The organism is Alphaproteobacteria bacterium, assembly GCA_040218575.1.
Lineage (GTDB): Bacteria > Pseudomonadota > Alphaproteobacteria > JAVJRE01 > JAVJRE01 > JAVJRE01.
This window is the reverse complement of the sequence record JAVJRE010000003.1, coordinates 208,948-233,965: the sequence shown is the minus strand read 5'-3', so window position 1 is coordinate 233,965 and position 25,018 is coordinate 208,948. Positions and strand designations below refer to the sequence as shown.

Genomic DNA, 25,018 nt, shown 5'->3' with positions numbered 1-25,018 from the left:
GGGTTCCTTCACCGGGAGATAGCGCGGCGCATGGCCGACCGGTTGGACGATGTGCGCCGGTCCTTCGACCGGGCCCTGGTCCTTGGCGCGCGCCGGGGCGAAATGACGGACGCCTTGGCCGCTGGAGGTTTTCCTGGCTATGCGGTGGAAAGCGATCTGTCGCCGGCCATGGCACGTGGCCGCACGGGGGCCGTCTTTGTCGCCGATGAAGAACTGCTTCCGGTGGCGGATGGTGCGTTTGATCTGGTCCTGTCGACCCTGGTGCTGCACTGGGTCAATGATCTGCCTGGCGCACTCGTTCAGATGCGCCGGGCGCTTCGTCCCGACGGCCTCATGCTGGCGACCCTGTTCGGCGGCGAGACGCTGTGTGAATTGCAGCAGGCCCTGATCGAGGCAGAGCTTGAAATTGTCGGCGGGGTCCATCCGCGAGTCGCCCCCATGACCGACATCCGCGACGCCGGCAGGCTTTTGCAGCGGGCCGGATTCGTCGCTTCGATCGTAGATATGGACCACATTACCGTCGACTATAAGGATCCCCTGCACCTGCTGCGGGACGTGCGTATGATGGGTGACTCAAGCGCCCTGGCGGGGCCACGCACGGGTCTGCGCCGTGATGTTCTGGCGCTGGCGCTGGAGCGTTACCGCACCACCGCCGGTCGTGATCGGCTGCCGGCCACCTTCGATATTCTTACGCTCAGTGGCTGGGCGCCGGCGGGACCATGACCGTTACAGAAAATCGCGGATCATGGCGACCAGTGGGCGGTCGGCCGGGGGCATCGCATAGTCGCCCAGACGCATAGGCCGCACCCACGCCAGCCTCTGGCCCTCGCGCGGCTGCGCCATCCCCTGCCACCGGCGACAGATGAACAGAGGCATCAGCAAGTGAAAGTCGTCATAGGCGTGGGACGCAAAGGCGAAAGGCGCTAGGCAACTTTCCTGAGTGTCTATGCCGATCTCTTCGTTCAGCTCACGGATCAGCGCCGCTTCGGGCGTCTCGCCCGGATCGGGCTTGCCCCCGGGAAACTCCCACAGACCAGCCATGGATTTGCCCGCCGGCCGCTGGCACAGCAGGACCCGGCCGTCGCCATCCACCAGACAGGCGGCTACCACCAGCACCAGCGGGCGACCGGCCGCCGCCCCATGGCCGGCCACCACCGGATCAGCTCCGGTAGTCGGCATTGATCGAGATGTAGCCGTGGGTCAGATCACAGGTCCACACCACCGCTTTGCCCCGGCCGACCCCAAGGTCAACCGCGATATCCACCTCCGGCATCTTCATGTGGCGCGCCACCGGCGCCTCGTCATAGTCCGCCACCCGCTGCCCGTCGCGGGCAATCGTCACACCGCCCATGGCAATGGTCAGACGGTCGCGGTCGGCGGCTTCGCCGGATTTGCCGACCGCCATGACAACACGGCCCCAGTTGGCGTCCTCGCCGGCGATGGCGGTCTTGACCAGTGGCGAATTGGCGATTGCCAGGCCGACCCGCCGCGCCGACCGGACGGACTTAGCACCGCTGACGCGAATGGTGACGAACTTGGACGCCCCCTCGCCGTCGCGCACGATCTGCTGCGCCAGATCCGTCATGACGGCTTCGAGCGCTTTGCGGAACGGCCGCAGGTGCGGGTCGCTCAGGGCTGCCACCGGTGCATGGGTTTCACCGGCGCCGGTGGCAAACACCAGGACGCTGTCACTGGTCGAGGTATCGCTGTCCACGGTGATGCAGTTGAACGTGCGGTCCACCGCGTGGGCCACGGCCCGCTGCAGGACATCCGCCGGAATCCGCGCATCGGTAAAGACGAATGCCAGCATGGTTGCCATATCCGGCGCGATCATGCCGGAGCCTTTGGCGATTCCGGCAATGGTCACTGGCGTTTGGCCGATCCGGGTTTGCGTTGCCGCCGCCTTGGCGAAGGTGTCGGTGGTGCGAATGGCGTCGGCTGCCGCCCGCCAGCCATCGGCCGCCAGAACCTGCCGCGCCGCCGGTAGGGCATCCGTGATCCGATGGGCCGCCAGTGGCTCGCCGATCACGCCGGTGGAGGCGATAAACACCTCACCCTGGCGGCAGGCAAACAGGCGGCTCGCGGCAATGGCCGTCCGTTCAACCGTCTCGTGACCTTTCACACCGGTGAAAGCATTGGCATTGCCGGCATTGACCACCAGCACCCGGGCGCGCCCGCCGGCCAGCCCGGCGCGGCACCAGTCCACCGGCGCCGATGCTGTTGCCGAGCGGGTGAGGCAGCCGGCCACCGTGGTCCCTTCGGCCAGCTCCGCCACCAGAAGGTCGCGGGCGCCGGATTTCTTGATGCCCGCGGGGATGCCGGCCAGGCGCAGTCCGGCCACGGCCGGCATGGCCGGAAAGTCGGCAGGGGCCAGAGGCGAAAGCGGCGGCATGAATATCTCCGGGGCTGTGGACTGCCTCTTGTCGGCCAGCCGGCGAAAGCGGTCAAGCGCAGGCCGGGCCATGGCCCCTGGCAAATCGCCGCGCCAATCGCCGGGGTTGCCGGGCCCGTGCCGCTGGAATGCCGCATTTCTCCGTCAATTTACGCCCACGCACCGCCGCCAGCGTTGACACCGTGGCGAGGCCTGCCTAATTGTCCGGGGCGCCACTGCGCCCGCCCGAAAAATCCACCGGAAAGCCGCCTGTTTCATGGTATTTGCCGCCTTCGCCCGAAAACTCATCGGGTCGGCCAACGACCGCCTGCTGAAGTCCGTCGCGCCGCTTGTCGGGCAGATCAACGCGGCCGAAGCCCAGACCAAGGCCCTTACCGACGGCGATCTCGCGGCGCGCACGTCGCGGTTCCGCGAACGGCTGGCCGCCGGTGAGTCCCTTGATGACCTGTTGGTCGAGGCATTCGCCACGGTCCGCGAGGCGGCGCACCGCGTTCTCGGCGAGCGTCACTTTGACGTGCAGCTCATGGGCGGCGTCGTGCTGCACCGCGGCATGATCGCTGAAATGAAGACCGGCGAGGGCAAGACTCTGGTGGCCACACTGCCGGTCTACCTCAACGCTCTGGCCGGCAAGGGCGTGCACGTGGTCACCGTCAACGACTATCTGGCGCGCCGCGACTCCGAATGGATGGGCCGGGTCTATCGCTTTCTCGGTCTCGACGTCGCGGCCGTTCTGCCGGGCATGGAGGAGGCCGAGCGCCGCGCCGCCTATCTGGCCGACATCACATACACCACTAACAACGAGCTGGGTTTCGACTATCTGCGGGACAATCTGAAGTTTCGTCTGGAAGACATCGTTCAGCGCCCGTTCCACTATGCCATCGTTGATGAAGTGGACTCGATTCTGATTGATGAGGCGCGTACACCGCTCATCATCTCCGGTCAGGCTGAGGACTCCTCAGAGCTTTATATTGCGGTCAACAAACTGATACCGCATCTGGCGGATGAGGATTCTGAACATGACGAGAAGCATCGTTCCGTCAGCCTGAGTGAGAGTGGCACCCACAAGATGGAAGAGTTGCTGGGCAAGGCCGGCCTGCTCGCCGAAGGCAGCCTCTATGATCTGGCCAATGTCTCCGTCAATCACCACGTCACCCAGGCACTACGAGCACACAAGCTGTTTCAGCGCGACCGCGACTATCTGGTCAAGGACGGGCGTGTCGTCATCGTCGATGAGTTCACTGGTCGTATGATGGAAGGGCGGCGCTTTTCCGAAGGCCTGCATCAGGCGCTCGAAGCCAAGGAAGGCGTACCGGTCCAGATGGAGAACCAGACCCTGGCCTCCATTACCTTCCAGAACCTGTTCCGCCAGTATGACAAGCTGGCCGGCATGACCGGCACGGCCATGACCGAGGCGGAAGAGTTCGAGGATATCTACAAGCTCCAGGTGGTCTCGATCCCGACCAATGTGCAGGTCAATCGTAGTGACCATGACGATGAGGTCTACCGCACGGTGGCGGAGAAGCACACCGCCGTAGTGGAATTGGTGCGCGACTGCCAGAAACGCAAGCAACCGATACTGCTCGGCACGGTATCCATTGAGAAATCGGAATCCCTGTCGGCTGCCCTGAAGAAAGCAAAGGTGCCGCACCAGGTGCTCAATGCCCGCTATCACGCCCAGGAAGCCGCCATTATTGCCGACGCGGGCAGGCCGGGCGCAGTCACCATCGCCACCAATATGGCCGGCCGCGGCACGGATATTCAACTTGGCGGCAATCCGGAGCGCCGCGTCGCCGAAGCCCTGGCCGCGGCGAAAGACGGCGCCGACGCCGATGCTATTCGCGACCGTGTCACCCGGCAGATTGCGGCCGACCGGGCGGTGGCGCTGGCCGCCGGCGGGCTTTTCGTCGTCGGTACCGAACGCCACGAGAGCCGGCGCATCGACAATCAGTTGCGCGGACGCTCCGGGCGCCAGGGGGATCCCGGCGCCAGTCGCTTCTTGCTGTCGCTGGAAGACGATCTGCTGCGCATCTTCGGATCAGGCCGCATAGATGGAATGCTGCGGCGCCTTGGCATCGAGGAAGGCGAGGCCATCGTTCATCCGTGGATCAACAAGGCTCTGGAAAAGGCACAGCAGAAGGTCGAGGCGCGCAACTTCGAGATCCGCAAGAACTTGCTGAAGTATGACGATGTCATGAACGACCAGCGCAAGGTCGTCTATGAACAGAGGCGAGAGTTCATGGGTGGTGAGGACGTCTCCGACATCGTGCGGGAGATGCGCCATGACATCATCACCGACATGGTGGCCCGCGCCATGCCGGAAAAAACCTATGCCGAGCAGTGGGACATGGATGGCCTGCAGGACGAAGCGCGGCGCGTTCTGGCGCTTGACCTGCCGATTGTCGACTGGACGGCGGAAGAGGGCGTAGCCGAGGACACCGTGGTTGACCGTCTGACGGAAGCGTCCGATGCCCTGATGGCCCGTAAGGAGCAGGACTTTGGTCCGCAGGTGCTGCGCATGGCGGAGAAATCCATCCTGCTGCAGCTTCTCGACCAGTCTTGGAAGGACCATCTGCTGTCACTGGACCATCTGCGCCAGGGAATCGTGCTGCGCGCCTATGGCCAGAAAGACCCGCTCAACGAATACAAGCGCGAGGCGTTCGGCCTGTTCGAGTCCATGCTCAATCAGATGCGCGAGAACGTCACAGCGGTGCTTAGCCATGTGCGCATTCAGACGCCGGATGCCGCCGCGGTGGCGCTGCCATCCATGGGCAAGGTACAGGAAACCCGCCGTGATCCGGCGCTGGCCGGCATCGCGCCGTCCGCCGGCGGCCCGGCAGCTCTGCCCTCCTCGGCGGGCCTGACATCAAACCGTCTGGCCGATTCCGACACACCCGGCGGGCCGCTGCGCAGCCGCTCCGCTGCCGATGCGATTGATCCCGATGATCCGACGACCTGGGGCCGGGTGCCGCGTAACGCGCCTTGTCCCTGTGGCAGCGGCAAGAAATACAAACACTGTCACGGCCAGACCTGACGGCTTTGACCTGACAACGTCGCAGGCCAAGCGCGTCAGGCGCCGGCCAGGCTGCCCATGGCCAGGAACTTCTCGCGACGCCTGGCCCGCAACTGTCCGCCATCGGTTTCTGACAATTCACTGAGGGCGGCGCTAAGCGCTTCGCCCACCGCCGCAATGGCGCGGTCGGCAGCGCGATGGGCGCCACCCATGGGCTCAGCGACGATGGCGTCGATGATCTTGATCTCCAAAAGATCTTGTGCCGTCAGCTTGAGAGCCGCGGCGGCGTCCTGCGCGGCGTCAGCGCTGCGCCACAGAATCGACGCACAGCCTTCCGGCGAGATGACCGAATACACTGCATGTTCCAGCATCAGTACCCGGTCGCCGGAAGCCAGCGCGATGGCGCCACCAGAACCGCCTTCACCCAGAATCACCGAGACGATGGGAACACGGGCCGACAGGCAGGCGTCAATTGAGCGGGCAATGGCCTCGGCCTGGCCGCGTACTTCCGCATCAAGGCCGGGATAGGCGCCGGCGGTGTCCACCAGTGTGATGATCGGAAGCCCGAAACGACTCGCCATTTCCACCAGGCGTCGCGCCTTACGATAGCCTTCCGGCCGCGCCATGCCGAAGTTGTGGCGCACCCGACCCTCGGTGTCGTTGCCTTTCTCCTGGCCGATGACCATCACCGGCATGCCACGGAAACGGCCGGGTCCGCCGATAATGGCGCGATCCTCACCAAAGGCACGGTCGCCGGCCAGCGGCGTGAATTCATCAATCAACCGGCTGACATAGTCGCCAAAATGCGGCCGGTTCGGATGGCGCGCCACCTGCACTTTCTGCCAGGGGGTCAGCTTCTCGTATATCTGCCGCAACTGGCGGTCCAGCTTGGCCTGCACTCGCTGGATTTCGTCGGCGATATTGATCTCGTCGCCATCGGAAACCTGGCGCAACTCCGCCAGCTTCCCTTCAAGGTCCGCGACCGGTTTTTCGAAATCGAGGAAAGTCTGCATCAGGGCTTTCTACTATGACGTGGCGGTATCCGCCAGCGGGCGATACACTGCGGGTGAAGGCGACGGCCCGGGTATCGCGCCGGGCGCCTCGCAGGCCTCGACGAGGCCAGTGTTCAGGGAGGAACGCCATGCGCGAAACCAGGGTTCTGGTGGTTGATTATACGTCCGACGGCATGTTCACCGAAATGGGCCGTATTCCGGCGGTCCTGCCTGAAGGCACGGCAGCTGACCATGTGCACGCCATCACCACCCGCCGCTGGGTTGACGATGCGCTGCGCAACTACAGCCACATCATCCTGTCGCCGACCGGCATTCCCGTACCGCGCAACGAGGACTGGTTTGACGACAACTGCGCCCAGATTCGAGAAATCATTCAAGAGAAGACACCGCTTCTCGGCGTCTGCTTCGGTCACCAGATTCTGCCGCAGGTGCTGGGCGATCTCGACGGCTCGGCCCGGGCGCCGGAGGCCGAGTATGAAATCGCTGAGCTGCGGGTCAGTGCCCTGATCATCAATGATCCGGTCCTGGCGCCGCTGGCCGCAGATCGCTTCGTGTATTCCATGCACTCTGACTCGGTCATCCGCCAGAAGGCGGAAGCGGTCGGGCTGCAGGTTCTGGCGTGGACTGAAAAATGCGAGGCCCATGCGCTGCGACTGCCTGGCCACCCGGTATGGGGGGTTCAGTTCCATCCGGAAGTCTCACGCGAGGTGTTCGCCGAATTTCTGCCAAAGGCGGCGGCGAAGCAGAATCGACCGGCGCCGGCCGACGACGTGATCAACGCCGTGCGCAACAGCCCCGATCACAAACGGCCCGACCTGATGGCCGCGTTCCTGCGTATTACCCGCGACAATTTCAACGAAAAGCCAGCCCGTACGCTGGCCGCAGAATAGGAGCGGCAGCCCGGCGGGGGCCCGTCAGCGCTTGACGCTGACCCCCTCGCTGGCAATCAGATCGGCCTTGCGGATCAACGTATCGGCCTGGCGTACGCTGGCGGCGTCAATCAGCCGGCCATCGAGAGAGACGGCGCCGCGCCCCTCCTTGGCGGCTTCTTCCATGGCCACCAGGATACGCCGCGCCCGCTCCACTTCCTTGGCCGGCGGATTCATCACCGCGTTGGCGCGTTCGATCTGACTGGGGTGAATCGCCCACTTGCCCTCGCACCCGAGCACGGCGGCGCGCTTGGCCTGGGCATCATAACCTTCAGGATCGGAAATATCGCCGAACGGGCCGTCGACCGGGCGCAGGCCATTGGCCCGCGCCGCGACGATCATGCGCGCCAGGGCATAGTGCCACATATCGCCCCAGTGATAGTCCCGCTCCCTGCCTTCGGCCTTGTCGGTCAGGACGCCATAGTCCGCGTTGGGGCCACCGATCATCGTCGTGCGGGCATAGACCGAGGCGGCATAGTCGGCGACGCCGAAATGCAGGGACTCGTTGCGGCGACTGGCGCCGGCAATGGTCTCCACATTCGACATGCCAAGGGCCGTCTCGATGATCAGCTCGAACCCCAGAGCCTTGCTCCGTCCCATGGCGGTTTCGATCTGGGTCACCATCATATCCACCGCATAGACGTCCGCCGCGGTGCCGACCTTGGGAATCATGATCATGTCGAGCCGCTCGCCGGATTGCTCCAGCACGTCCACGACGTCGCGATACATGAAGTGCGTATCGAGGCCGTTGATGCGCACGGACAAGGTCTTGTCGCCCCAGTCGATATCACGGATCGCTGCGATGACGTTCTTGCGCGCCTGCACCTTGTCGTCCGGCGCTACCGCATCCTCCAGATCCAGAAACACCACGTCCGCCGCCGATTGGGCCGCTTTCTCAAACAGTTTCGGCTGGCTGCCGGGCACCGCCAATTCGCTGCGGTTGAGCCGCGCGGGTGCGTTTCGGATCTGCGTAAAGCTCATTCTCGTTCCCCTGAGTCAGATAGCGGCGGACGTTGGCGGCCATCGCCGGCCCTGTCAATCACCACTGTCAGGCCACCACTGTCAGGCCACCACTGTCAGGCGTTGCCGTCGCCAGCCGCGCCGTCGGTCGGGCCCTGCGCCAACGGATGGTGGTCGCGCACCAACCGGCCCAGTCGTTCTGCCAGAACGTGAGTGTATATCTGGGTGGTGGCGATATCGCGGTGACCCAGCATCTGCTGAACGCTGCGCAGATCGGCGCCATTGGCCAGCAGGTGGGTGGCGAAGGCATGACGCAGGACATGCGGTGACAGACGACGGGTGTCGAGCCCGGCCGCCCGGCCCAGTCCCTTGAGCAGCTGGGCGAATCGCTGGCGGGTCAGGTGGCCGCTGGCGCTCTGCGATGGGAACAGCCATGACGACTCCGGCCGGCCGCCGTTCGCTGTCTTGCCGCGCCGCGGCAGATATCGGTCGCGCGCGGTCAGATAGACGCCCACCGCGTCGCGCGCCCGGTCGCTCAGCGGGACCATGCGCTCGCGTCCGCCTTTGCCGCGAACCAGAAGAAAATGCGGATCGCGCCGCACAGCCGCCAGCGGCAGGCTCACCAGCTCCGACACGCGCAGACCTGTGGCATAGAGCAGTTCGACGCAGGCCAGCAGCCGTGGCCTTTCCTCCTCAGCCACCTGATCGCTGCCCTTAGCGGCCGCCAGCAACCGATCCACGTCGCTCTCGCTCAGCAGTTTAGGCAGCGCGCGCGGCAGCCGCGGCCCTTCTATGGCTGCGGTAGGATCGTCGCCTCGCCGACCCTCGCTCACCAGAAAGCGACAGAACTGGCGCAGTGACGACAAGCGACGAGCGGCCGTGCGGGCCGACAATCCCGCGCCGTTCAGGGCCTGCAACCAGGCCCGTATATCCTCGACATCGGCGGCTTGCGGCGTCTGCGACCGACCCCCCATGAACCGGCAGAACTCCAGCAAGTCGCGGCGGTAGGCATCGACCGTGTTGGCTGCCGCACCCCGCTCGGCCACCAGCGCTTCAAGGAATGCGGCGACGGCGGGCGGTAGCATGGTCCTGGCCATGGTCAGCGAACTGCCGTTGCCTCGATCACCAGGTTGCGCGCTGCCTCTTCCTGGCCGATCAAGGCCAGCGCGCGAACCGCCGCCGACAGAGTCGACGTGCTCACCTCGTCGAGCGGCTGGTCACCAAGCATGACCAGAGCCATGAGGATTGCCTCGCCGGTACGGCCGGTATCGACCGCTGCCTGCAGGGCGCGCAGCATGATTGCCCCAGGCGCGGACTGACGCTGGCGCATGGCGCTGCCGTCGAGACGCGCACGCCACACATCGTCCGCCACCCGGTAGCCGAGGGCCTCTATCAGAATCAAAGTGCGCCCATCGGCGTCTTCCATACCGCCGAAGGCGTTCAGGACCGGCGGCGCGGCAGGCGGCGGCGACAGGGTCTGGTCATCCGCCGTAAGGACGATTCCCCGCGTGGACGCCGCCGCATCCGCCTCGCGAACCGGCGGAGGCGTTTCCATCAGCGCCAGCAAGGCGGCAAGCTGACCGGCTTCCGGTGCAAATGCGGGGTCGCGCAGCGCCGCCGTCTGCAGCACCGCCACCCAGGCCCGGGCCTGGTCCAGCGCGCCAACCGCCAGATAGGCTTTCGCCGCATCGCCGGCGAACCAGGCGAGCTCACCTGTTGGGACGATTTCGGCCATCAGCGGCACCATCAGGCGAACGGCCATGGGGTAGAGGGATTCCGCGCGGGCAACCTGCCAGAACTGCGCCATCACCGTCGCTCGCGTCGAGGCAACAGACTGCGCCCGCACCGCCTGATACAGCACCGCCCGGGCGCCAGCGCCGCTGCCTGGTCCGACCGACTCCACAGCCCGATTGAGGTCGTCGCCGCTGGCCGCCACGCTGGTATAAAGCTCCGCCAGATTTGCCGTTTCCAGGCTGCCGACGATCTCGGCGCGCTCCGCCGCCTCCAGGCGAACCGCCAGCGGCGCATTGGGGCTGAGAGCGATGGTGCGCAGCAGCGCGGCGGAGCGGGTCTCCAACACGTCCGCCGGCAATTGCTGGTTGACCGAGCGCAGCAGAGCCAGGCGCAGGGCCGAGGGCTCCGGCATCGACTCCGTGATGACCGGGCGGTCAGCGATCACACCGGTCAGCACCTCTATGCCGGTGGTCAGGATCGGGTCCACGACTCCGTCCTCGCGCAGCAGTTCGAGACCAAGCAAGGCCCGCGCCGGCTGACCCAGAAGCGACTGGCAATAGACCTGGCGCTGCAACCAGTCCGCGCTGGTAAAGCGCCCGATGGTACCCTGAACTAGACTGCAGGCCCCGGCATTGTCATAGTTCAGCAACAGAAGATCCACTTCCGCCCCAACCAGGTCCGGCACAAGCTCGCGCCGTGGGGCCGCCCGGACCAGGCCCAGCGCGCCGTCGTTGTCACCCATCTCCACCAGCTTGGCCAACCGTCGTGCCAGCAGGGTGCCGTCATCCGCACCATCCTCGGTGGCCGGCGGGATGGCGGTGGACAGCAGCAGGCGGTGCATCAGGTCGCGGACGGTGCGCGATGGCGAGCGAGCCGGCAGCAAGTCGACCAGCTGCATGATCTGCCGGCGCTCGCTGCCGGACCATATCTCTGTGCCAAATCCGCCCTGCGCAAGGGTCAGGGTGCCGACCGCCTCACTATCTACGGCGTCCAGCACCTCGGTTGCGATTGTTGCAGGGGCCACCGTCGACGGCGTGACCGGGGCTGGCGGCTGGCTGGCAGGCGGCGTCTGACCGGTCGCGGGCGGGGTCAGCGGGATTGGCTCGCTGCCCTTCTGGGCCATGGCCGGTGAAAACCCGACCACCACCAGCGCAAGTCCGCCCGATACTATGGTGGCGAGCCGCCGCCGGCGCCCTCCTGTTTTCCGTCCGGTCATCCGCCGCGCCAACACATCAACGGGGAAAACGGCTGTCAGGCACAACTTTCTCCACCCTGCTGGTGGGCGCGGGGATATCCCAGGCCGCCAGAAATGCCCCTCCGCCAAGGACGACAACCACCAGAATGACGCCCAGTATCAGGGTTATGCGTGATAGCATTGCTCGTCCCGTTCTTCGGCTGATTCAACTGCTGGCGGCCCGGCCCGCCGTAAATCCGGCGACCGGCCTAATGAGTCCGTGCCCTTGACCGGCATCCGCGCCACCACCGCCGACCCATGGCATCACCGCACCCCCGATTTACCCTGTCCCGGCAAAGCTTGGCAGCGGCACCGCTTTCATGCAGTCTAAGTCTTTGTTTTATAGGATTCAATGTAATCGCAGTGCGCTCAGGGCGCATCCCTCATCCGCCACCGTCAGGACGGCGCTCCGAACCCGGCATCTCATGACCCGATTGCGTTCACAACCCTCTGATCCCCGCGGCTCCGCCATGGATCCGTCCGCTGATCTGGCCAGCACCGCGACGGACACAGGCGCCACCGGCAAGGCAGCGCCAGCTCTGGCGAATCGACCCATTGTCCTCGTCGGTCTGATGGGCGCTGGTAAGACCTGTGTCGGCCGACGCCTGGCGACGCGGCTGGGCCTGCCTTTCGTCGATGCCGACCAGGAGATAGAGGCGGCGGCCGGCTGCACCGTCAGTGAGATTTTTGAGCGCCATGGCGAGGCGGCCTTTCGTGATGGCGAGCGGCGCGTCATGCGGCGGCTATTGTCCCAGGGGCCGGTGGTGCTCGCCAGCGGTGGCGGCGCCTTCGTCAATGCCGAAACGCGCATGCTGGTCCGCAGTTGTGCAATCTCCATCTGGCTCAAGGCCAGCCTGGAGACGCTGGTCAAGCGGGTCGGCCGGCGCCACGACCGGCCCCTGCTGCGCCAGGGTGACCCACGCGAGATTCTCTCCCGCCTGATGGAGGAAAGAGCTCCGGCCTATGGCGAATCCGACATCACGGTGTGCAGCGGAGAGGACTCCGCCGATGACACGGTGCGCGCCGTTTATGCTGCCCTCACCGCCTGGCTGGCGGCGCACCCCGACGCCGGCGACCGCCCGTCATGACACAGCGGCCAACAATGGCGACGGCGCCGGAGCACCAGGAGAGGACTGAAACGATCCGCATAGCCGTCGAAGTGCCGGGCCATGACTATGATATCCTGATCGGCCCGGGCTTGCTCGGCTGTGCCGGCAAACTGCTGCGCGCCAGCGTCGGCAAGGCTCCATTGGTCATCATCAGCGACGAGACCGTGGCGGAACACTATCTGGACCCGCTGCACCAATCACTGGCAGACGTGAATCTCACTGCCCGCCACATCATCCTGCCGCCTGGCGAAGCCACCAAGAGTTTCGACCGTCTTGGGTCCGTACTCGACTCCATGCTGGCTATGGGTATCGAACGGCAGAGTACGGTGATTGCCCTTGGCGGCGGGGTGGTCGGCGACCTGGCCGGCTTGGCGGCGGCGATTGCCCTGCGTGGGATCGGTTATGTGCAGATTCCCACTACCCTTCTGGCCCAGGTGGACAGCTCCATCGGCGGCAAGACGGCGGTCGATTCGCCGGCCGGCAAGAATTTGATCGGTGCCTTTCATCAGCCCCGGGCCGTGCTCGCCGATACCGATACCCTGAGCACACTTCCGCTACGGGACCTGAAGTCGGGCTACGGCGAAGTGGTCAAATACGGATTGCTGGGTGATGCCGCTTTCTTCGCCTGGCTGGAGAGGTCCGGTAAGGCGGTTCTTGATCGGGACCCGGCAGCCCTTAGTCGCGCCATCGCGGAATCCTGCCGTGCCAAGGCTCGTATTGTCGCTGCGGACGAAAGAGAGGTGGGCGCGCGGGCGCTGCTCAACCTCGGTCACACCTTCGCCCACGCGCTGGAGGCGGAAGCCGGCTTCGACACCACCCTGCTGCACGGCGAGGCGGTCACCCTCGGCATGCTGATGGCCTTCGACCTCTCCGTTCGCCTCGGCCACTGCCCGCCGGCGGACCGGGAGCGCGTGGCCAGGCATTTTTCAAACCTCGGCCTGTTGCACGCCCTGCCGACCTTGCCCGACGGACGGACCTGGAATGCAGATCGCCTTCTCGACCGCATGGCGGCCGACAAGAAAGTCGTGGACGGCGCCCTCACCTTCATTCTTGCGCGCGGCATTGGCGCGGCTTTTGTCGCCCGTGGGGTTGCCCGCGATGATGTGCGCGCCGTTCTGTCCGACCATGGCGCCTGATCGCGTCAGCACCGGCCGCCACGCACCGGACATGGCGGCGGTCACCACCACCCTCTGCCCTACATTGGTGAGTCGATGACTCTGGATCTCTGGCTTGTCGGCGGCGGTATCTTTCTGCTGCTGGTCTTTTCGGCCTTCTTCTCCTCCGCTGAAACCGCCTTCACCGCGGCGTCGCGAGCGCGCCTGCATCAACTGGAAAGCGAAGGCGACGGCCGCGCCGCCACCGTAAACCGCCTGCGCAGCCGCATGGACCGCCTGATCGGCGCCATTCTGATCGGCAATAATCTGGTCAATATCATGGCCTCGGCGCTGGCTACCGGCCTGCTGGTTGCCGCTTTCGGCGATGCCGGCGTGATTTACGCGACCCTTCTCATGACCGCGCTGGTGGTGATCTTTGCCGAGGTCATCCCCAAGGTCTATGCCATTACCCACGCCGACCGTTACGCGCTGTTTGCCGTGCCGATCCTGCGGCCGGTGGTCATGCTGCTGTCACCGCTGGCTATCGGCGTCAGCGGATTGTCGAAGCTGGTCCTGCGTCTGGTCGGCACCGAGGTGGGCCGAGCGCCGTTCGACCTGGCCGGCAAACAGGCGGAAGAAGAATTGCGCGGTGCCATTTCCCTGCACGCAGCGACCGACTCCGGCGAGATCCAGCATGAGCGCGACATGCTGCGCAGCATCCTCGACCTGAGCGAGGTGCATGTCAGCGAGATTATGACCCATCGGCGCAACGTTACAGCCATCGACAGTGCCCAGGATGCTGAGTCCATCGTCGATCAGGTGCTGGAAAGCCCCTATACGCGGATTCCCCTGTGGCGTGACGATTCCGACAACATAGTTGGCGTGCTGCACGCCAAAGCGCTGCTGCGGGCTCTGCGCGCCGCCGGCGGTAATGCCAGCCAGCTGGACGTCTCGGCGATCGCTGTGACCCCCTGGTTCATTCCGGAGACAACCGATCTGTTGGAGCAGTTGCACGCCTTCCGCGACCGCAAGGAGCATTTTGCACTGGTGGTCGACGAGTATGGCGCGCTGCTGGGCATTGTCACTCTGGAAGATATTCTGGAGGAAATCGTCGGCGAAATATCAGACGAGCACGACATTGCGGTGGAAGGCGTTCGCCAGGAGGCCACCGGTTCCTATCTGGTCGATGGCACAGTGACGATCCGGGACCTTAATCGTCAGTTCGAATGGGATCTGCCGGACGAGCCGGCGGCGACCATCGCCGGCTTGGTACTCAATGAGGCACGCACCATTCCGGACGTCGGACAGGTGTTTGAGTTCCACGGCTATCGTTTCGAGATCATGCGGCGCAAACGAAACCAGATCGCCATGCTCCGTGTGCGGCCACCACGGACCGACACCGACTGACGCAGCGGGCTCAACTGGCGGTGGTCGTCAGGCCACTGAACGGTTTGCCTGATCGCCCTGTCGGCTGACGTCAGCACGAGTCGTCGCCGGCGGCGGCCGGTCGCCCTGTTCCGCCCGGTGCTGGAAATAGGTCAGGACAAAAACGCGCAGCGCGGTGGTTCGCGGCATGCGGCCACGCCGACCTTCCACCAGCCCGACGATGTGGTTGAGTGAATGGCCTTCGCGCATGGCCAGACTGTCCAGCGCCTGCCAGAACTCTCTCTCCAGGCGAACCGATGTGCGGCGGCCGCGAATGCGCACATTGCGCAGCAAGGGCGGGTTCGCCCGGACACCGGACGGGCGGCCAGGCCACGGGTCAGCTCTCTCAAAGTGGTGGTCGGTCAATGATTCCGCAGCCATGGCCGAACTCCTGACAACCGGCAGGAAAGGAAACGCAATTAACCATATATGTGATATAAATAAAATACAATCAACAGTTGTTTTTCATCTGATCCGCATCCACCGCCGCCGGCGCTGCCAGTTCCAGACTCAGGGCGTGCAGGCCCGCACTGAACTCCGCCGCCACCGCCTCCATCACCTGGCGGTGACGGGCCACCCGTGACAGGCCGGCAAAGGCCGCCGCGACCATCCGCACATGGTAGTGGGTTTCGCCCTCCGGCCGCGCCCCGACATGGCCGGCATGCAGGGCGGACTGATCCTCAACCACCAGGGCCTCGGGCTGGAACGCCGCCGTCAGACATTGGGTCAGCCGTTCCTTACGTGTCATGTCCGTCTCCTTGTGGTCCGTGGCTCAAAACGTCGCCGACTCTGACGTGCCGGCGATCCGCCGCGTAGGATGCGCCGCCCACGCCGCCCCGACCACCCGTCAACCCGCCAAACCCCGGCCAGCCAGCGCGAGTCCACCATGAGACAGCCCCCTGACGCGCGTTCCGGACCAACTGTGCCTGCCGACCTCATACCCGGCCAGCCCGGCAACGGGTCTGCCTGGGCCATGCTGGCCACGCTCATCATCGTCTGGGGCGTCAACTGGCCGGTAATGAAGATCGGCCTCGGGCATATCGACCCCTTCGCCTTCGCCTGGTTCCGCATGGCCGCCGGGTGCTTTTGCCTGTTCGCCGTCCTCGCCATGCAGGGCCGGCTCGGCTGGTTTGACCGGCGTGACCTGCCGGTCATTCTGTCTGTTGGATTGCTGCAGATGTTCGGCTTTATGGCTATTGCCAATGTGGCGCTGGTCGAACTGGCCGCCGGCCGTGCCGCCATCCTCGGCTACTCGACACCGTTATGGGTCGGACCCATCGCCATGCTGGCCCTGGGCGAACATCTTGGCCGTCGCCGTATCGCCGGCCTGGCGGTTGGTCTGGGCGGGCTGGCTGTACTGTTCAATCCGCTGACCTTCGACTGGTCCAACCGGGCGGGCCTCATCGGCAACGGGCTGATGCTTCTGGCCGCCTTCAACTGGGCCATCGTCATCGTTCATATCCGGGTCCATCGCTGGCGCCAAAGCGTACTGCAGGTGGCGCCCTGGCAGATGCTGGTGGCACTCATCGTTCTGACGCCGATTGTCCTGCTGTATGAAGGCGTGCCAACGATTGCCTGGAACAGCGAGCTGCTCTGGGTTCTGCTGTATAACGGACCCATCGCCACCGCCTTCGCCTTCTGGCTCAATACGTCGGTCAACCGCCGCCTGCCAGCGACGACCTTCTCCGTCTCGGCCCTGGCCATTCCGGCCGTGGGCCTGGCCAGCAGTGCGTTGGCCCTGCACGAGCCCGTGCCGCTGTCGCAACTGGCCGGCTTTGCCCTGATCGGCGTCGGGATCATCCTGGTGGTGCGGGCCGGGCCACGGCGTCCTGCCTGATGGCTCTGCGCGCGGCGCGCAGGCTGGCGGAATGGCGACGAAATGGCCCAGGGTTTTGGCCTGCTCCACCGCTTGCCACCGTTCAAACCCGTCCCCATACTCCCGCCCATGGCACGTTCGAATCCTGAAGTCCTGCGCCGGCCGACCCGGACGCCCGGCGACGAGGCCGCGTTGCGCCTGTGCGACCGCCCCGGGTGCGACCAGGCTGGCGTGCACCGGGCGCCAAAGGACCGCAACCGGCTGGCCGACTACTACTTTTTCTGCTTCGACCACGCCCAGGCCTATAACCGGGCATGGGACTATTGCGCCGGCCTCGACGAGACGGAAATCGAGGCCATGATCCGGCGCAGCGCCACCTGGGACCGGCCTACATGGCCGCTGGGCGGGGACGGACGCAAGGCGGCGGCCCGCCAGGCCGCGTGGCGGCGTATGTCCGACCCGTTCGACGTGCTGGGCGGTGCCGCTTCGGGTGCGACTGACGGCGAGACGGCGGCAAACACCTGGGGCGATGCGCCGCCACGCGACCTGCCGCGCGGTGTGGCCGAAGGCCTGGCCACCCTCGATCTTGACCATCGTGTGACGGCGGATGAGGTCAAGCGACGCTATAAGGCCCTGGTCAAGCGTTTGCACCCCGATGTCAACGGCGGCGACAGGGACGGCGAGGAAAAGTTCAAGACCGTCAATGCCGCCTACCGTGCCGTCATGATATGGCTGGGCGCCGCGCCTGGCCGCCCGTAAGTTCTCTGACAGTTCTCCAGACCAACCCGTTCCGACCGAGTATCTCGGCAAGCAAAGAGAGTGTGTGACGTCATGGCCGAAGCCAAAGCAATACAGTCCCAGGACATTGAGACGATTGACCTGCCGGATACCACTGTGTCGATCCGCGACGTGTTCGGGATCGACTCCGATATGGAGATTCCGGCGTTCAGCCGCCGCACGGAGTTCGTTCCCGCGATCGATGACGCCTATCGCTTTGACCGCAACACCACACTGGCGATCGCCGCGGGCTTCGCGTTCAACCGCCGGGTCATGATCCAGGGCTATCATGGCACCGGCAAATCCACCCACATCGAACAGGTGGCGGCTCGCCTCAACTGGCCTTGCATCCGCATCAACCTCGACAGCCATATCAGTCGTATCGACCTGATCGGCAAGGACGCCATAGTCCTGCGCGATGGCAAGCAGGTGACGGAGTTTCGTGAAGGCATTCTGCCCTGGGCGCTACAGCACCCGGTGGCGCTGGCCTTCGACGAATATGACGCCGGCCGGGCCGATGTCATGTTCGTCATCCAGCGGGTGCTGGAAGTAGAAGGGAAACTGACCCTGCTGGACCAGACCAAGGTCATTCACCCGCACCCGGCGTTTCGCCTGTTTGCGACGGCGAACACCATCGGTCTTGGCGATACCACCGGCCTCTATCACGGGACCCAGCAGATCAACCAGGGCCAGATGGACCGCTGGAGCATTGTCGCCACACTCAACTACCTGCCGCACGATGAAGAGGTGGAGATCGTTCTGGCCAATACGCCGGCCTATGACTCCAAGGAAGGGCGCGAGACTATATCCGCCATGGTGGCTCTGGCCGATCTCACCCGCGCCGGCTTCGTCAACGGCGACATTTCCACGGTCATGAGCCCACGAACCGTGATCACGTGGGCGGAGAACGCACAGATCTTCAACGACCTGCCCTTCGCTTTCCGCCTGACCTTCCTCAATAAATGTGACGAAATGGAGCGGGCGACTGTCGCCGAGTATTATCAGCGCTGCTTCGGAACCGACCTGCCGGACGCCGGGGTCGGTCCGCAGTTGGGCTAGAGACGCGTACGACTGGTCATGGGACGGTACGAGGACGCGCTGGAGCAGTTCCGCCAGGTCACGGCGGCGACGATTCGCGCCATCAGCGAAAAGCCGGACATCAATGTCACCTTTACCACCGAGCCGGCGTCGCAGGCCGGCACACAAGTGCGCCTGCCGATACCGGCCCGCGGTCTGCACGCGGACGATGTAGCGGCGGTACGCGGTGATGCGGATTCCCTGTCGCTGAAATTGCGCTACCACGACGTCGCCAGACACGCCCGCCACTTGCCGCCGGGCCAACTGGCGGCGGCCACCTTCACGGCCCTGGAAACCGCCCGCTGTGACGCCATGGGCGCGCGGCGAATGACCGGTGTGCAGCAGAATCTGGACGCCGCCCTGGCCGAGAAAAGCCGCAGCCGCGGCTGGTCACGCCTGACCGACAAGGACGAGGCGCCGCTCGATCAAGTGGTCGCCCTGCTGGCCCGTGAGGCGCTCAGCGGCCAGCCCCTGCCCGATCCGGCGCAGCCCATGGTTGACCTGTGGCGGTCTGAGCTGACGCCGAAGCTTGCCCGTCATTTTGCCGAACTGCGCGAGGCCATGACCAGTCAGCAGGCCTTTTCCCATGCCGCCCTTCATCTGCTGGCGGAGCTCGGCCTGATTGAGGAACCGCCGCCGGCCGATCAGGACTCGGAGAACGACGAGCAGGAAGACGAGAATGACGGTGGTAGCGATCAGGCGGAGCCGGAGGGTCAGAGTGACAAGACCACCGAGGACGGCGCCGACTCGTCCATGGCTGGTGAGCCGGAGGAGCTGGATACCGACGAGGCCATGGATCCGTCCGGCGACGAGCAGGACATGGAGCAGCCGGCGGGCTCCGACGAAGATGCACCGGAGCAACCCGGGCGGCGCTGGAACTCCCCGGACAATGACCGGCTGACACCCGCCGAGTATCACGCCTTTACGGCGGAATTCGACGAGGAGGTTAATGCGGTTGACCTGTGTGACAGCGAGGAGCTGACCCGTCTGCGCATGCATCTGGATCAGCAACTGGCGCACATGCAGGGCGTGATCGGCCGCCTGGCCAACCGCCTGCAGCGTCGTCTGCTGGCCATCCAGTCGCGGGCGTGGGAGTTCGACATGGAGGAAGGCATGCTCGATGCGGCGCGTCTTGCCCGCATCGTCGCCAATCCGGTCATGCCTTTGTCCTACAAACAGGAAAAAGAAACAGAGTTCCGCGACACCGTTGTCACCCTGTTGCTGGACAATTCCGGTTCCATGCGTGGTCGGCCGATCACGGTCGCCGCCATGAGCGCCGACATCCTGGCCCGCACCCTGGAACGCTGCGGGGTCAAGGTGGAAGTGCTGGGGTTCACCACCCGGGCGTGGAAGGGCGGTCAGGCGCGCGAACGCTGGCTGGCCGACGGTAAGCCACCGAACCCCGGGCGCCTCAACGATCTGCGCCACATCATCTACAAATCAGCCGACGCGCCGTGGCGGCGGGCCCGGCGCAATCTTGGCCTGATGCTGCGTGAAGGGCTGCTCAAGGAAAATATCGACGGCGAGGCTCTGCTGTGGGCCCACGATCGGCTGCTGGCGCGCGCCGAGGAGAGGCGTATCCTGATGGTGATTTCTGATGGCGCGCCGGTGGATGACTCGACCCTCTCCGTCAATCCCGGGAACTACCTGGAAGGCCATCTGCGCGACGTCATTCGCTGGATCGAGACCATGTCGCCGGTGCAACTGGTGGCCATCGGTATCGGCCATGATGTGACGCGCTACTATCAGCGGGCGGTCACTATCTTTGACGCCGAGCAACTGGGCGGCACCATGATGGACAAGCTGGCCGAACTCTTCGACGAGTCGACCCCCAAGCGCGGCCGCATGAACTAGGCCGAAACAGCGCTCGCCGCAGGGCCGCCGGCCGGGGCGCCCAGCCAGGCCTGCCGTGCTGCGGCCAGGGTGTCGTCGCGGATGGCCTGTCGGACCTCCGCCATCAACCGGTTCATAAACGCAATGTTGTGCTCGGCCAGAATCTGCGGGCCAATCATCTCCTTCGCCTTGATCAGGTGGTGCACATAGGCGCGCGAATAGCGCAGGCCAATTGCGCTGGCGCCGCTTGGGTCGAGCGGCCGGGTGTCATTGCGATGGACCGCATTGTTCAGATTGATCCGGCCGCCAGGCACGCCACGCATCAGCGCCATACCGTGGCGGGCGATGCGCGTCGGCTGAACACAATCGAACGTGTCGATCCCCATGGCCACCCCATCAAAGACATCCGCGACCTCGCCGATACCCAACAGGTGAACCGGTCGTTCCGGACGCAACCGGCGGCTGGCCATATCCACCACCCCCATCATCTGCTCGCGGTTGCCGCCAAGGCAGCCGCCGATGGCGGCGCCGAAGAACGGCCGCTCATTAACAAAGGCGGCGCTGACCGCCCGCAGTTCATCGTAAACACCGCCCTGCACAATGCCGTACAGCGCCTGCGGCCCGGCCGATCCGCTCTGCGGCGCGAATGCGCCGTCGGTCCGCGCCAGTTCCGCCAGGCAGCGATCAGCCCAGTCGTGGCTCAGAGCCATGGACCGTTCCGTATAGGCACGATCCACATGAAAGGGCGAACACTCGTCAAACGTCAGGATGATGTCGGCGCCAAGGCGACGCTGAACCTGTATGGACTCCTCCGGGCCCAGACGATGAACCGACCCGTCCAGGTAGGAGCGAAAAGTGGCGCCGTCAGGGTCGATCCCCAGCAACAGGGACTCCCGCTGGCCGGTCCGCCGCCCCTTGATTTCGTCGGCGACGCTGCCGTGGCCAAGCGAGAATATCTGAAATCCGCCGGAGTCTGTGAGCATCGGGCCGGACCAGCCGGTGAAGCGGTGCAACCCGCCATGGCCCGCGATAACGGCGGCGCCCGGCTGCAGCATCAGATGATAGGTGTTGGACAGGATGATCTGAGTGTCGGTCTCCTGCAGGCGTTCCACCAGAACACCCTTGATCGCCGCCTTGGTGGCGCAAAAGACAAAAGCCGGAGTGTCGATAGCGCCATGTGGCGTCTGCAGCCGACCGGTTCTGGCCCGGCTGTCGCGTGCGCTATGGCTCACCTGGAAGGAAAACCCGGGTGGCGTTTCGTTCAGATTCATCATGCGGGGCCTCTTGGGCCCGCGGCGCCGGAGTCCGGCTGGTGGTCAGCCGGCGAAAGGCTCAGCCCGCTGTCTGCCCGCGCGCCTCTATGGCGTGCCGAACCCGCCGCTTGAGGCGCAACGCCGTCTCGGTCAGATTGCGGTCGGCTGTATTGAGCAGGAAGGCGTCGAGCCCGCCTTTCTTCTCCACCGTGCGCAACCCGTTGCTGGAGACCCGCAGCTTGATGCCGGTACCCAGCGCGTCGCTCAGCAGGCGGCGTGACTGCAGGTTGGGCAGGAACCGGCGGCGCGTCTTGTTGTGCGCATGGCTCACATTATTGCCGACCAGCACACCCTTGCCGGTAATGTCGCAGCGTCGCCCCATAATCAGAGTCCGTCGTTCAGGTTCCTGGAGTCCACATGCCTGGCGGTTGGCCTGACGGCCTGGCGCAAGCGGCGGAAGGCGCTTCATAAGCCAGTTGGCGGCTGAACTCAAGCCTGTAATGGCGCCCGATCATCCCGGTGACCGCGGATTTCAGCGGTTTTCGCCGCCGCCGGCGATCCCCTGGCGGCCGGCCGCCACCGCTCCTACGGCGTCTCCGCCACCGCCGCCACATCACGGCTGCCGCTGCCGACAGAGCGGTCCAACAGCAGGTAAAGCTTGCCCACATCCGCCGTCAGGATGGTGGTGCTCAGCATATCATCGGGATCGGTGGTCGCCGCCTGCCGCATCAGAACCCTGAACTGGCGGATATAGCGTTGTACATAGCCGCGGAAATCGCTGTCCTTGTCGAACCGGTCACGGATCGTGGCAATGGCCTCGCGGTCACCCCACTGGGCCAGGCGGCGGGCGAACACACCCTTATCCGTACCCTGCGAGGCGCGCCACAGGCTCTGCGCCGTCTTGGGGTCCAGCACCCGGTGGAGATCTACGGCGGTCGAGTTCAGGTCCTCGATCAGGTAGGTGGCCGCGCGCATGAAGACCGCCCGCTGGGCTTCGAAATCAGCGTCACGAATCTGCTGCGCCCGCGCCGCCGCCCGCTCGGCCGAGTCATTGAGTTCCCCGGCCTGGGCGCGGAAGCCATCCGTAATATCGCGCACCTTGCGTGAGGCCTCGTCGAGCAATTGAGGCAACCGGTTGGCCTGGGCCTTCAGACTGTCGTCCGCCGTACCGAGCAGCGAAAGGGCGCGGCGGCCGGCGTCAGCCATACGCGCCGTGTGATCGGCGATGGCACGGCCAATCTCCTCCAGGCCGCTGCTGGCGCGGTCGCTGGCCGTCTCTGCGCCGGTCATCTGCTGCTGCAGGGTATCGCCCACCGCCCGCAGCTTAACCACCGCGTCATCAGCCACCGACAGAATGGATCGGGCCGATTGGCGAATCGTGCCGGCCACCACCTCCAGCCGCTCGCGCACCGACTCCGACGCCGCTTCCAGCGCCTTGCTCTGCTCGCCCAGGCTCGCGCCGCTGGACTCCAGGGACTTGATACCGCTGGCGCCGGCGGAAGACAGTGTGCCCACATGGTCCTGCAGCGTTGTTGCCACCTCGCTGATCCGGCGCGTGGCCTCATCGCTCACCTGACCGATGATCTCCGCCTGGCCGGCCAGCTTCTCCGCCAAACCGTCGACCGTTGTTGCGACGGCGCCGGTGACCTCGCCGATCTGCTCCTCCTGCCGCCGCAGCCCCTCGGTCATATCCTCATGTTGGGCCAGCCAGGCGGCGCGTAGCGCTTCCGCTCGCTCATTCATCAGAGTGGTCAAGGCCTCGGCCTGTGTGTGCATGGCGCGGATCGACTGGTCGGCGACGCGCTGCACCTGCTCGCCGGCGTGACGCAGGCGCTGCGTCTGTTCGCCAATAGCCGTGTTCAGCTCGGCCGCCTGGGCGGCAAGCTGGCGCCGCACCAGCTCGTCCTGGCTGGAAAACTCTGTCTGCGCCTGCGCCGCGCTTTCCGCCAACCCGTCTCTAAGGGCTTGTTGTTGGGCGGCGATATCGGACTGAACCACGGCACCGCTCGCCACCAGCGCCTCTTGGGCCGCACTGACCGCGGCCACATCCCGCGTCAGAGCGTCGTGCACATTGTCCGCTTTCTCCGCGGCAGCGTCGGCCAGACGGCTCAGTTCCTGAGTCCGGCCGGCCAGACGCCCGGCCGCTTCCAGCAGCCGCTGCGCCGTCGCTTCCGACAACCGGTTGAGATCGCCCGCCTCGCCCTTGGCGACGGACGACGCCGACTCGATGCGCGTCGCCGCCTGTTCCGCCACCGCCGCCAGTATTTCGCTCTCCCGCTCCATGCTCGCCGCCGCGGTGCTGCGATTCTCCTCGGCCGCGTCAAACGCCGCAGTCAGACTGGCCATATGTGCATCGAACTCACCGCGCACCGTCTGCGCATGACGAGCCGATTCAGCACCGGCATTGACCAGGGCCTGCAGTTGTTCGGCAAACGCTTCGCCAATGTCGTATGCGGCAGCGCGCGCCGCCTTTGCCGCTTCGGTCAAGGCATGGCTGTGCCGTTCGAAACCGGCGCCGAACTCGGCCGCCCGGGCGCCGGCCTGCTCAACCGCATGGCCGAGATCACGCACCTGGCCATCCAGTGCCTCGCGACTGCTGCGCATGGCCGCCGTTACGCGCTCCGCCGCCTGCCGCGCCTGCGCCGTTTCCTCGGCCAGCAGGCCGGCGGCTTCTTCCGCCCGGCCATGCACTTCCGCCGCCGCCTCACGCAAGTCCGCCGCCTGCCCGCGCGCCGACGCCGCCATTTCCTGGCTGCGCTGCGACAGGGTTTGTGACACGGCGCTCAGCCCGGCGGCCTCGTGGGCCAATGCCTGGCTCATGGCCTCGGCCTGCTGGCGCGCCCCTTCAGCCGCCGCATCAATGGCCTGGCTCTGGCGGGCCAGCGCTTCCTCCAGGCCACTCAGATGGGACAGCGCTCGCGCCGTGGACTGGTCCAGAAGATCGCCGTGGCGGTGCAGGGTTTCCGTCACGGCGACCAGACGGTCTTCCACCGCGTCGCTTGGATAGGTCAGGCGCGCCAGATGATGATCAATCGCCGCCACCGCATGGCCCAGCCGTTCTCCCGGCAGGAGAAACAACACCGCCAGCCAGCTGAAGGCCACCGGCACGACGGCGGCGACGGCCATGACCGCCAACTCATGGGGCAGCAGCGAGCCGAGAGCCGACCAACCGATAAAGCGGCCGACATACCACATGGCCAGACCAAGCCAGCCGGTGGTGGTCAGCGCCGCAATGGCGAGCGCTACCTTGAGACGCAATGACATGGCGCGCGACCGGCCCCCTCGCCAAGTCGTTCAGGACCCCGTGGATCACAGTATAGCCGGCCGTCGGGACAAGCGTCCACGAAGCCCCCGCCGGCTCA

22 protein-coding genes are annotated in these 25,018 nt (G+C 65.5%); 10 read left to right on the top strand and 12 right to left on the bottom strand.

Annotated elements, in window-relative coordinates; translation table 11 throughout:
* Window positions 1-30: 30 nt before the first annotated feature.
* Window positions 31-723 carry a methyltransferase domain-containing protein gene (locus RIE31_04815; protein ID MEQ8639917.1) on the top strand — a complete coding sequence of 231 codons (693 nt, stop codon included), beginning with the start codon at window positions 31-33 and terminating at the stop codon, window positions 721-723.
* 3 nt (window positions 724-726) lie between these two features.
* On the opposite strand, the gene RIE31_04810 is transcribed toward RIE31_04815, so the two are convergent.
* Entirely contained in the window at window positions 727-1,179 is a 453-nt protein-coding gene (locus tag RIE31_04810; protein ID MEQ8639916.1) for a (deoxy)nucleoside triphosphate pyrophosphohydrolase, read from the bottom strand.
* Window positions 1,160-2,392, bottom strand: coding sequence for a bifunctional glutamate N-acetyltransferase/amino-acid acetyltransferase ArgJ (gene argJ, locus RIE31_04805; GenBank protein MEQ8639915.1), 1,233 nt, complete (start codon window positions 2,390-2,392; stop codon window positions 1,160-1,162). The genes RIE31_04810 and argJ overlap by 20 nt, the downstream gene beginning before the upstream one ends.
* Before the next feature lie 256 nt (window positions 2,393-2,648).
* On the opposite strand from argJ, the gene secA reads away from it, so the two are divergent.
* Window positions 2,649-5,423, top strand: a complete 2,775-nt coding sequence (gene secA / locus RIE31_04800) for a preprotein translocase subunit SecA (GenBank protein MEQ8639914.1) — start codon at window positions 2,649-2,651, stop codon at window positions 5,421-5,423.
* A gap of 35 nt (window positions 5,424-5,458) precedes the next feature.
* Here secA and RIE31_04795 read toward each other — a convergent pair whose 3' ends face one another.
* Entirely contained in the window at window positions 5,459-6,415 is a 957-nt protein-coding gene (locus tag RIE31_04795; protein MEQ8639913.1) for an acetyl-CoA carboxylase carboxyltransferase subunit alpha, read from the bottom strand.
* A 128-nt stretch (window positions 6,416-6,543) separates the two neighbouring features.
* On the opposite strand from RIE31_04795, the gene RIE31_04790 reads away from it, so the two are divergent.
* The gene (locus RIE31_04790; GenBank protein MEQ8639912.1) at window positions 6,544-7,305 is read left to right on the top strand and encodes a gamma-glutamyl-gamma-aminobutyrate hydrolase family protein; all 762 of its coding nucleotides are present in this window, start codon (window positions 6,544-6,546) and stop codon (window positions 7,303-7,305) included.
* 24 nt (window positions 7,306-7,329) lie between these two features.
* On the opposite strand, the gene RIE31_04785 is transcribed toward RIE31_04790, so the two are convergent.
* The 4 genes from RIE31_04785 to RIE31_04770 form a co-directional block, all read right to left on the bottom strand.
* The gene (locus RIE31_04785; protein MEQ8639911.1) at window positions 7,330-8,325 is read right to left on the bottom strand and encodes a CoA ester lyase; all 996 of its coding nucleotides are present in this window, start codon (window positions 8,323-8,325) and stop codon (window positions 7,330-7,332) included.
* 95 nt (window positions 8,326-8,420) lie between these two features.
* Entirely contained in the window at window positions 8,421-9,389 is a 969-nt protein-coding gene (locus RIE31_04780) for a site-specific tyrosine recombinase (protein ID MEQ8639910.1), read from the bottom strand.
* A 14-nt stretch (window positions 9,390-9,403) separates the two neighbouring features.
* The gene (locus RIE31_04775; GenBank protein ID MEQ8639909.1) at window positions 9,404-11,254 is read right to left on the bottom strand and encodes a hypothetical protein; all 1,851 of its coding nucleotides are present in this window, start codon (window positions 11,252-11,254) and stop codon (window positions 9,404-9,406) included.
* A gap of 16 nt (window positions 11,255-11,270) precedes the next feature.
* On the bottom strand, window positions 11,271-11,414 hold the full coding sequence (locus RIE31_04770; GenBank protein ID MEQ8639908.1) for a hypothetical protein: 144 nt from the start codon (window positions 11,412-11,414) through the stop codon (window positions 11,271-11,273).
* Window positions 11,415-11,742: 328 nt separating this feature from the next.
* On the opposite strand from RIE31_04770, the gene RIE31_04765 reads away from it, so the two are divergent.
* The 3 genes from RIE31_04765 (at window position 11,743) to RIE31_04755 (ending at window position 14,882) form a co-directional block, all read left to right on the top strand.
* A complete protein-coding gene (locus RIE31_04765) occupies window positions 11,743-12,360 on the top strand; it encodes a shikimate kinase (GenBank protein ID MEQ8639907.1) in 618 nt (205 codons plus the stop codon).
* Between the two features lie 14 nt (window positions 12,361-12,374).
* Window positions 12,375-13,517: a 3-dehydroquinate synthase gene (gene aroB / locus RIE31_04760; protein ID MEQ8639906.1), complete on the top strand. Its 1,143-nt coding sequence runs from the start codon at window positions 12,375-12,377 to the stop codon at window positions 13,515-13,517.
* A gap of 75 nt (window positions 13,518-13,592) precedes the next feature.
* Window positions 13,593-14,882, top strand: a complete 1,290-nt coding sequence (locus tag RIE31_04755) for an HlyC/CorC family transporter (GenBank protein MEQ8639905.1) — start codon at window positions 13,593-13,595, stop codon at window positions 14,880-14,882.
* 27 nt (window positions 14,883-14,909) lie between these two features.
* On the opposite strand, the gene RIE31_04750 is transcribed toward RIE31_04755, so the two are convergent.
* Together RIE31_04750 and RIE31_04745 are read right to left on the bottom strand one after the other, a co-directional pair.
* Window positions 14,910-15,281 carry a ribbon-helix-helix domain-containing protein gene (locus RIE31_04750; protein ID MEQ8639904.1) on the bottom strand — a complete coding sequence of 124 codons (372 nt, stop codon included), beginning with the start codon at window positions 15,279-15,281 and terminating at the stop codon, window positions 14,910-14,912.
* Window positions 15,282-15,351: 70 nt separating this feature from the next.
* Complete coding sequence (locus tag RIE31_04745; protein ID MEQ8639903.1) at window positions 15,352-15,648, bottom strand: BolA family protein; 297 nt, start codon at window positions 15,646-15,648, stop codon at window positions 15,352-15,354.
* Window positions 15,649-15,822: 174 nt separating this feature from the next.
* Between RIE31_04745 and RIE31_04740 the strand changes: the two genes are divergently transcribed.
* From RIE31_04740 to cobT, 4 genes are all read left to right on the top strand, one after another.
* Entirely contained in the window at window positions 15,823-16,737 is a 915-nt protein-coding gene (locus tag RIE31_04740) for a DMT family transporter (GenBank protein ID MEQ8639902.1), read from the top strand.
* Window positions 16,738-16,845: 108 nt separating this feature from the next.
* Window positions 16,846-17,475, top strand: coding sequence for a J domain-containing protein (locus RIE31_04735; protein MEQ8639901.1), 630 nt, complete (start codon window positions 16,846-16,848; stop codon window positions 17,473-17,475).
* Window positions 17,476-17,547: 72 nt separating this feature from the next.
* A complete protein-coding gene (gene cobS / locus RIE31_04730; protein ID MEQ8639900.1) occupies window positions 17,548-18,552 on the top strand; it encodes a cobaltochelatase subunit CobS in 1,005 nt (334 codons plus the stop codon).
* Between the two features lie 18 nt (window positions 18,553-18,570).
* Window positions 18,571-20,424, top strand: a complete 1,854-nt coding sequence (cobT, locus tag RIE31_04725; GenBank protein MEQ8639899.1) for a cobaltochelatase subunit CobT — start codon at window positions 18,571-18,573, stop codon at window positions 20,422-20,424.
* Here the strand turns inward: cobT and tgt are convergent.
* The 3 genes from tgt to RIE31_04710 form a co-directional block, all read right to left on the bottom strand.
* Window positions 20,421-21,674, bottom strand: coding sequence for a tRNA guanosine(34) transglycosylase Tgt (gene tgt, locus RIE31_04720; GenBank protein MEQ8639898.1), 1,254 nt, complete (start codon window positions 21,672-21,674; stop codon window positions 20,421-20,423). The two genes, cobT and tgt, sit on opposite strands and share 4 nt — an antisense overlap.
* A 61-nt stretch (window positions 21,675-21,735) precedes the next feature.
* Complete coding sequence (rpmB, locus tag RIE31_04715) at window positions 21,736-22,038, bottom strand: 50S ribosomal protein L28 (protein MEQ8639897.1); 303 nt, start codon at window positions 22,036-22,038, stop codon at window positions 21,736-21,738.
* Window positions 22,039-22,241: 203 nt separating this feature from the next.
* Window positions 22,242-24,920: a hypothetical protein gene (locus tag RIE31_04710; protein ID MEQ8639896.1), complete on the bottom strand. Its 2,679-nt coding sequence runs from the start codon at window positions 24,918-24,920 to the stop codon at window positions 22,242-22,244.
* Window positions 24,921-25,018 lie beyond the last annotated feature (98 nt).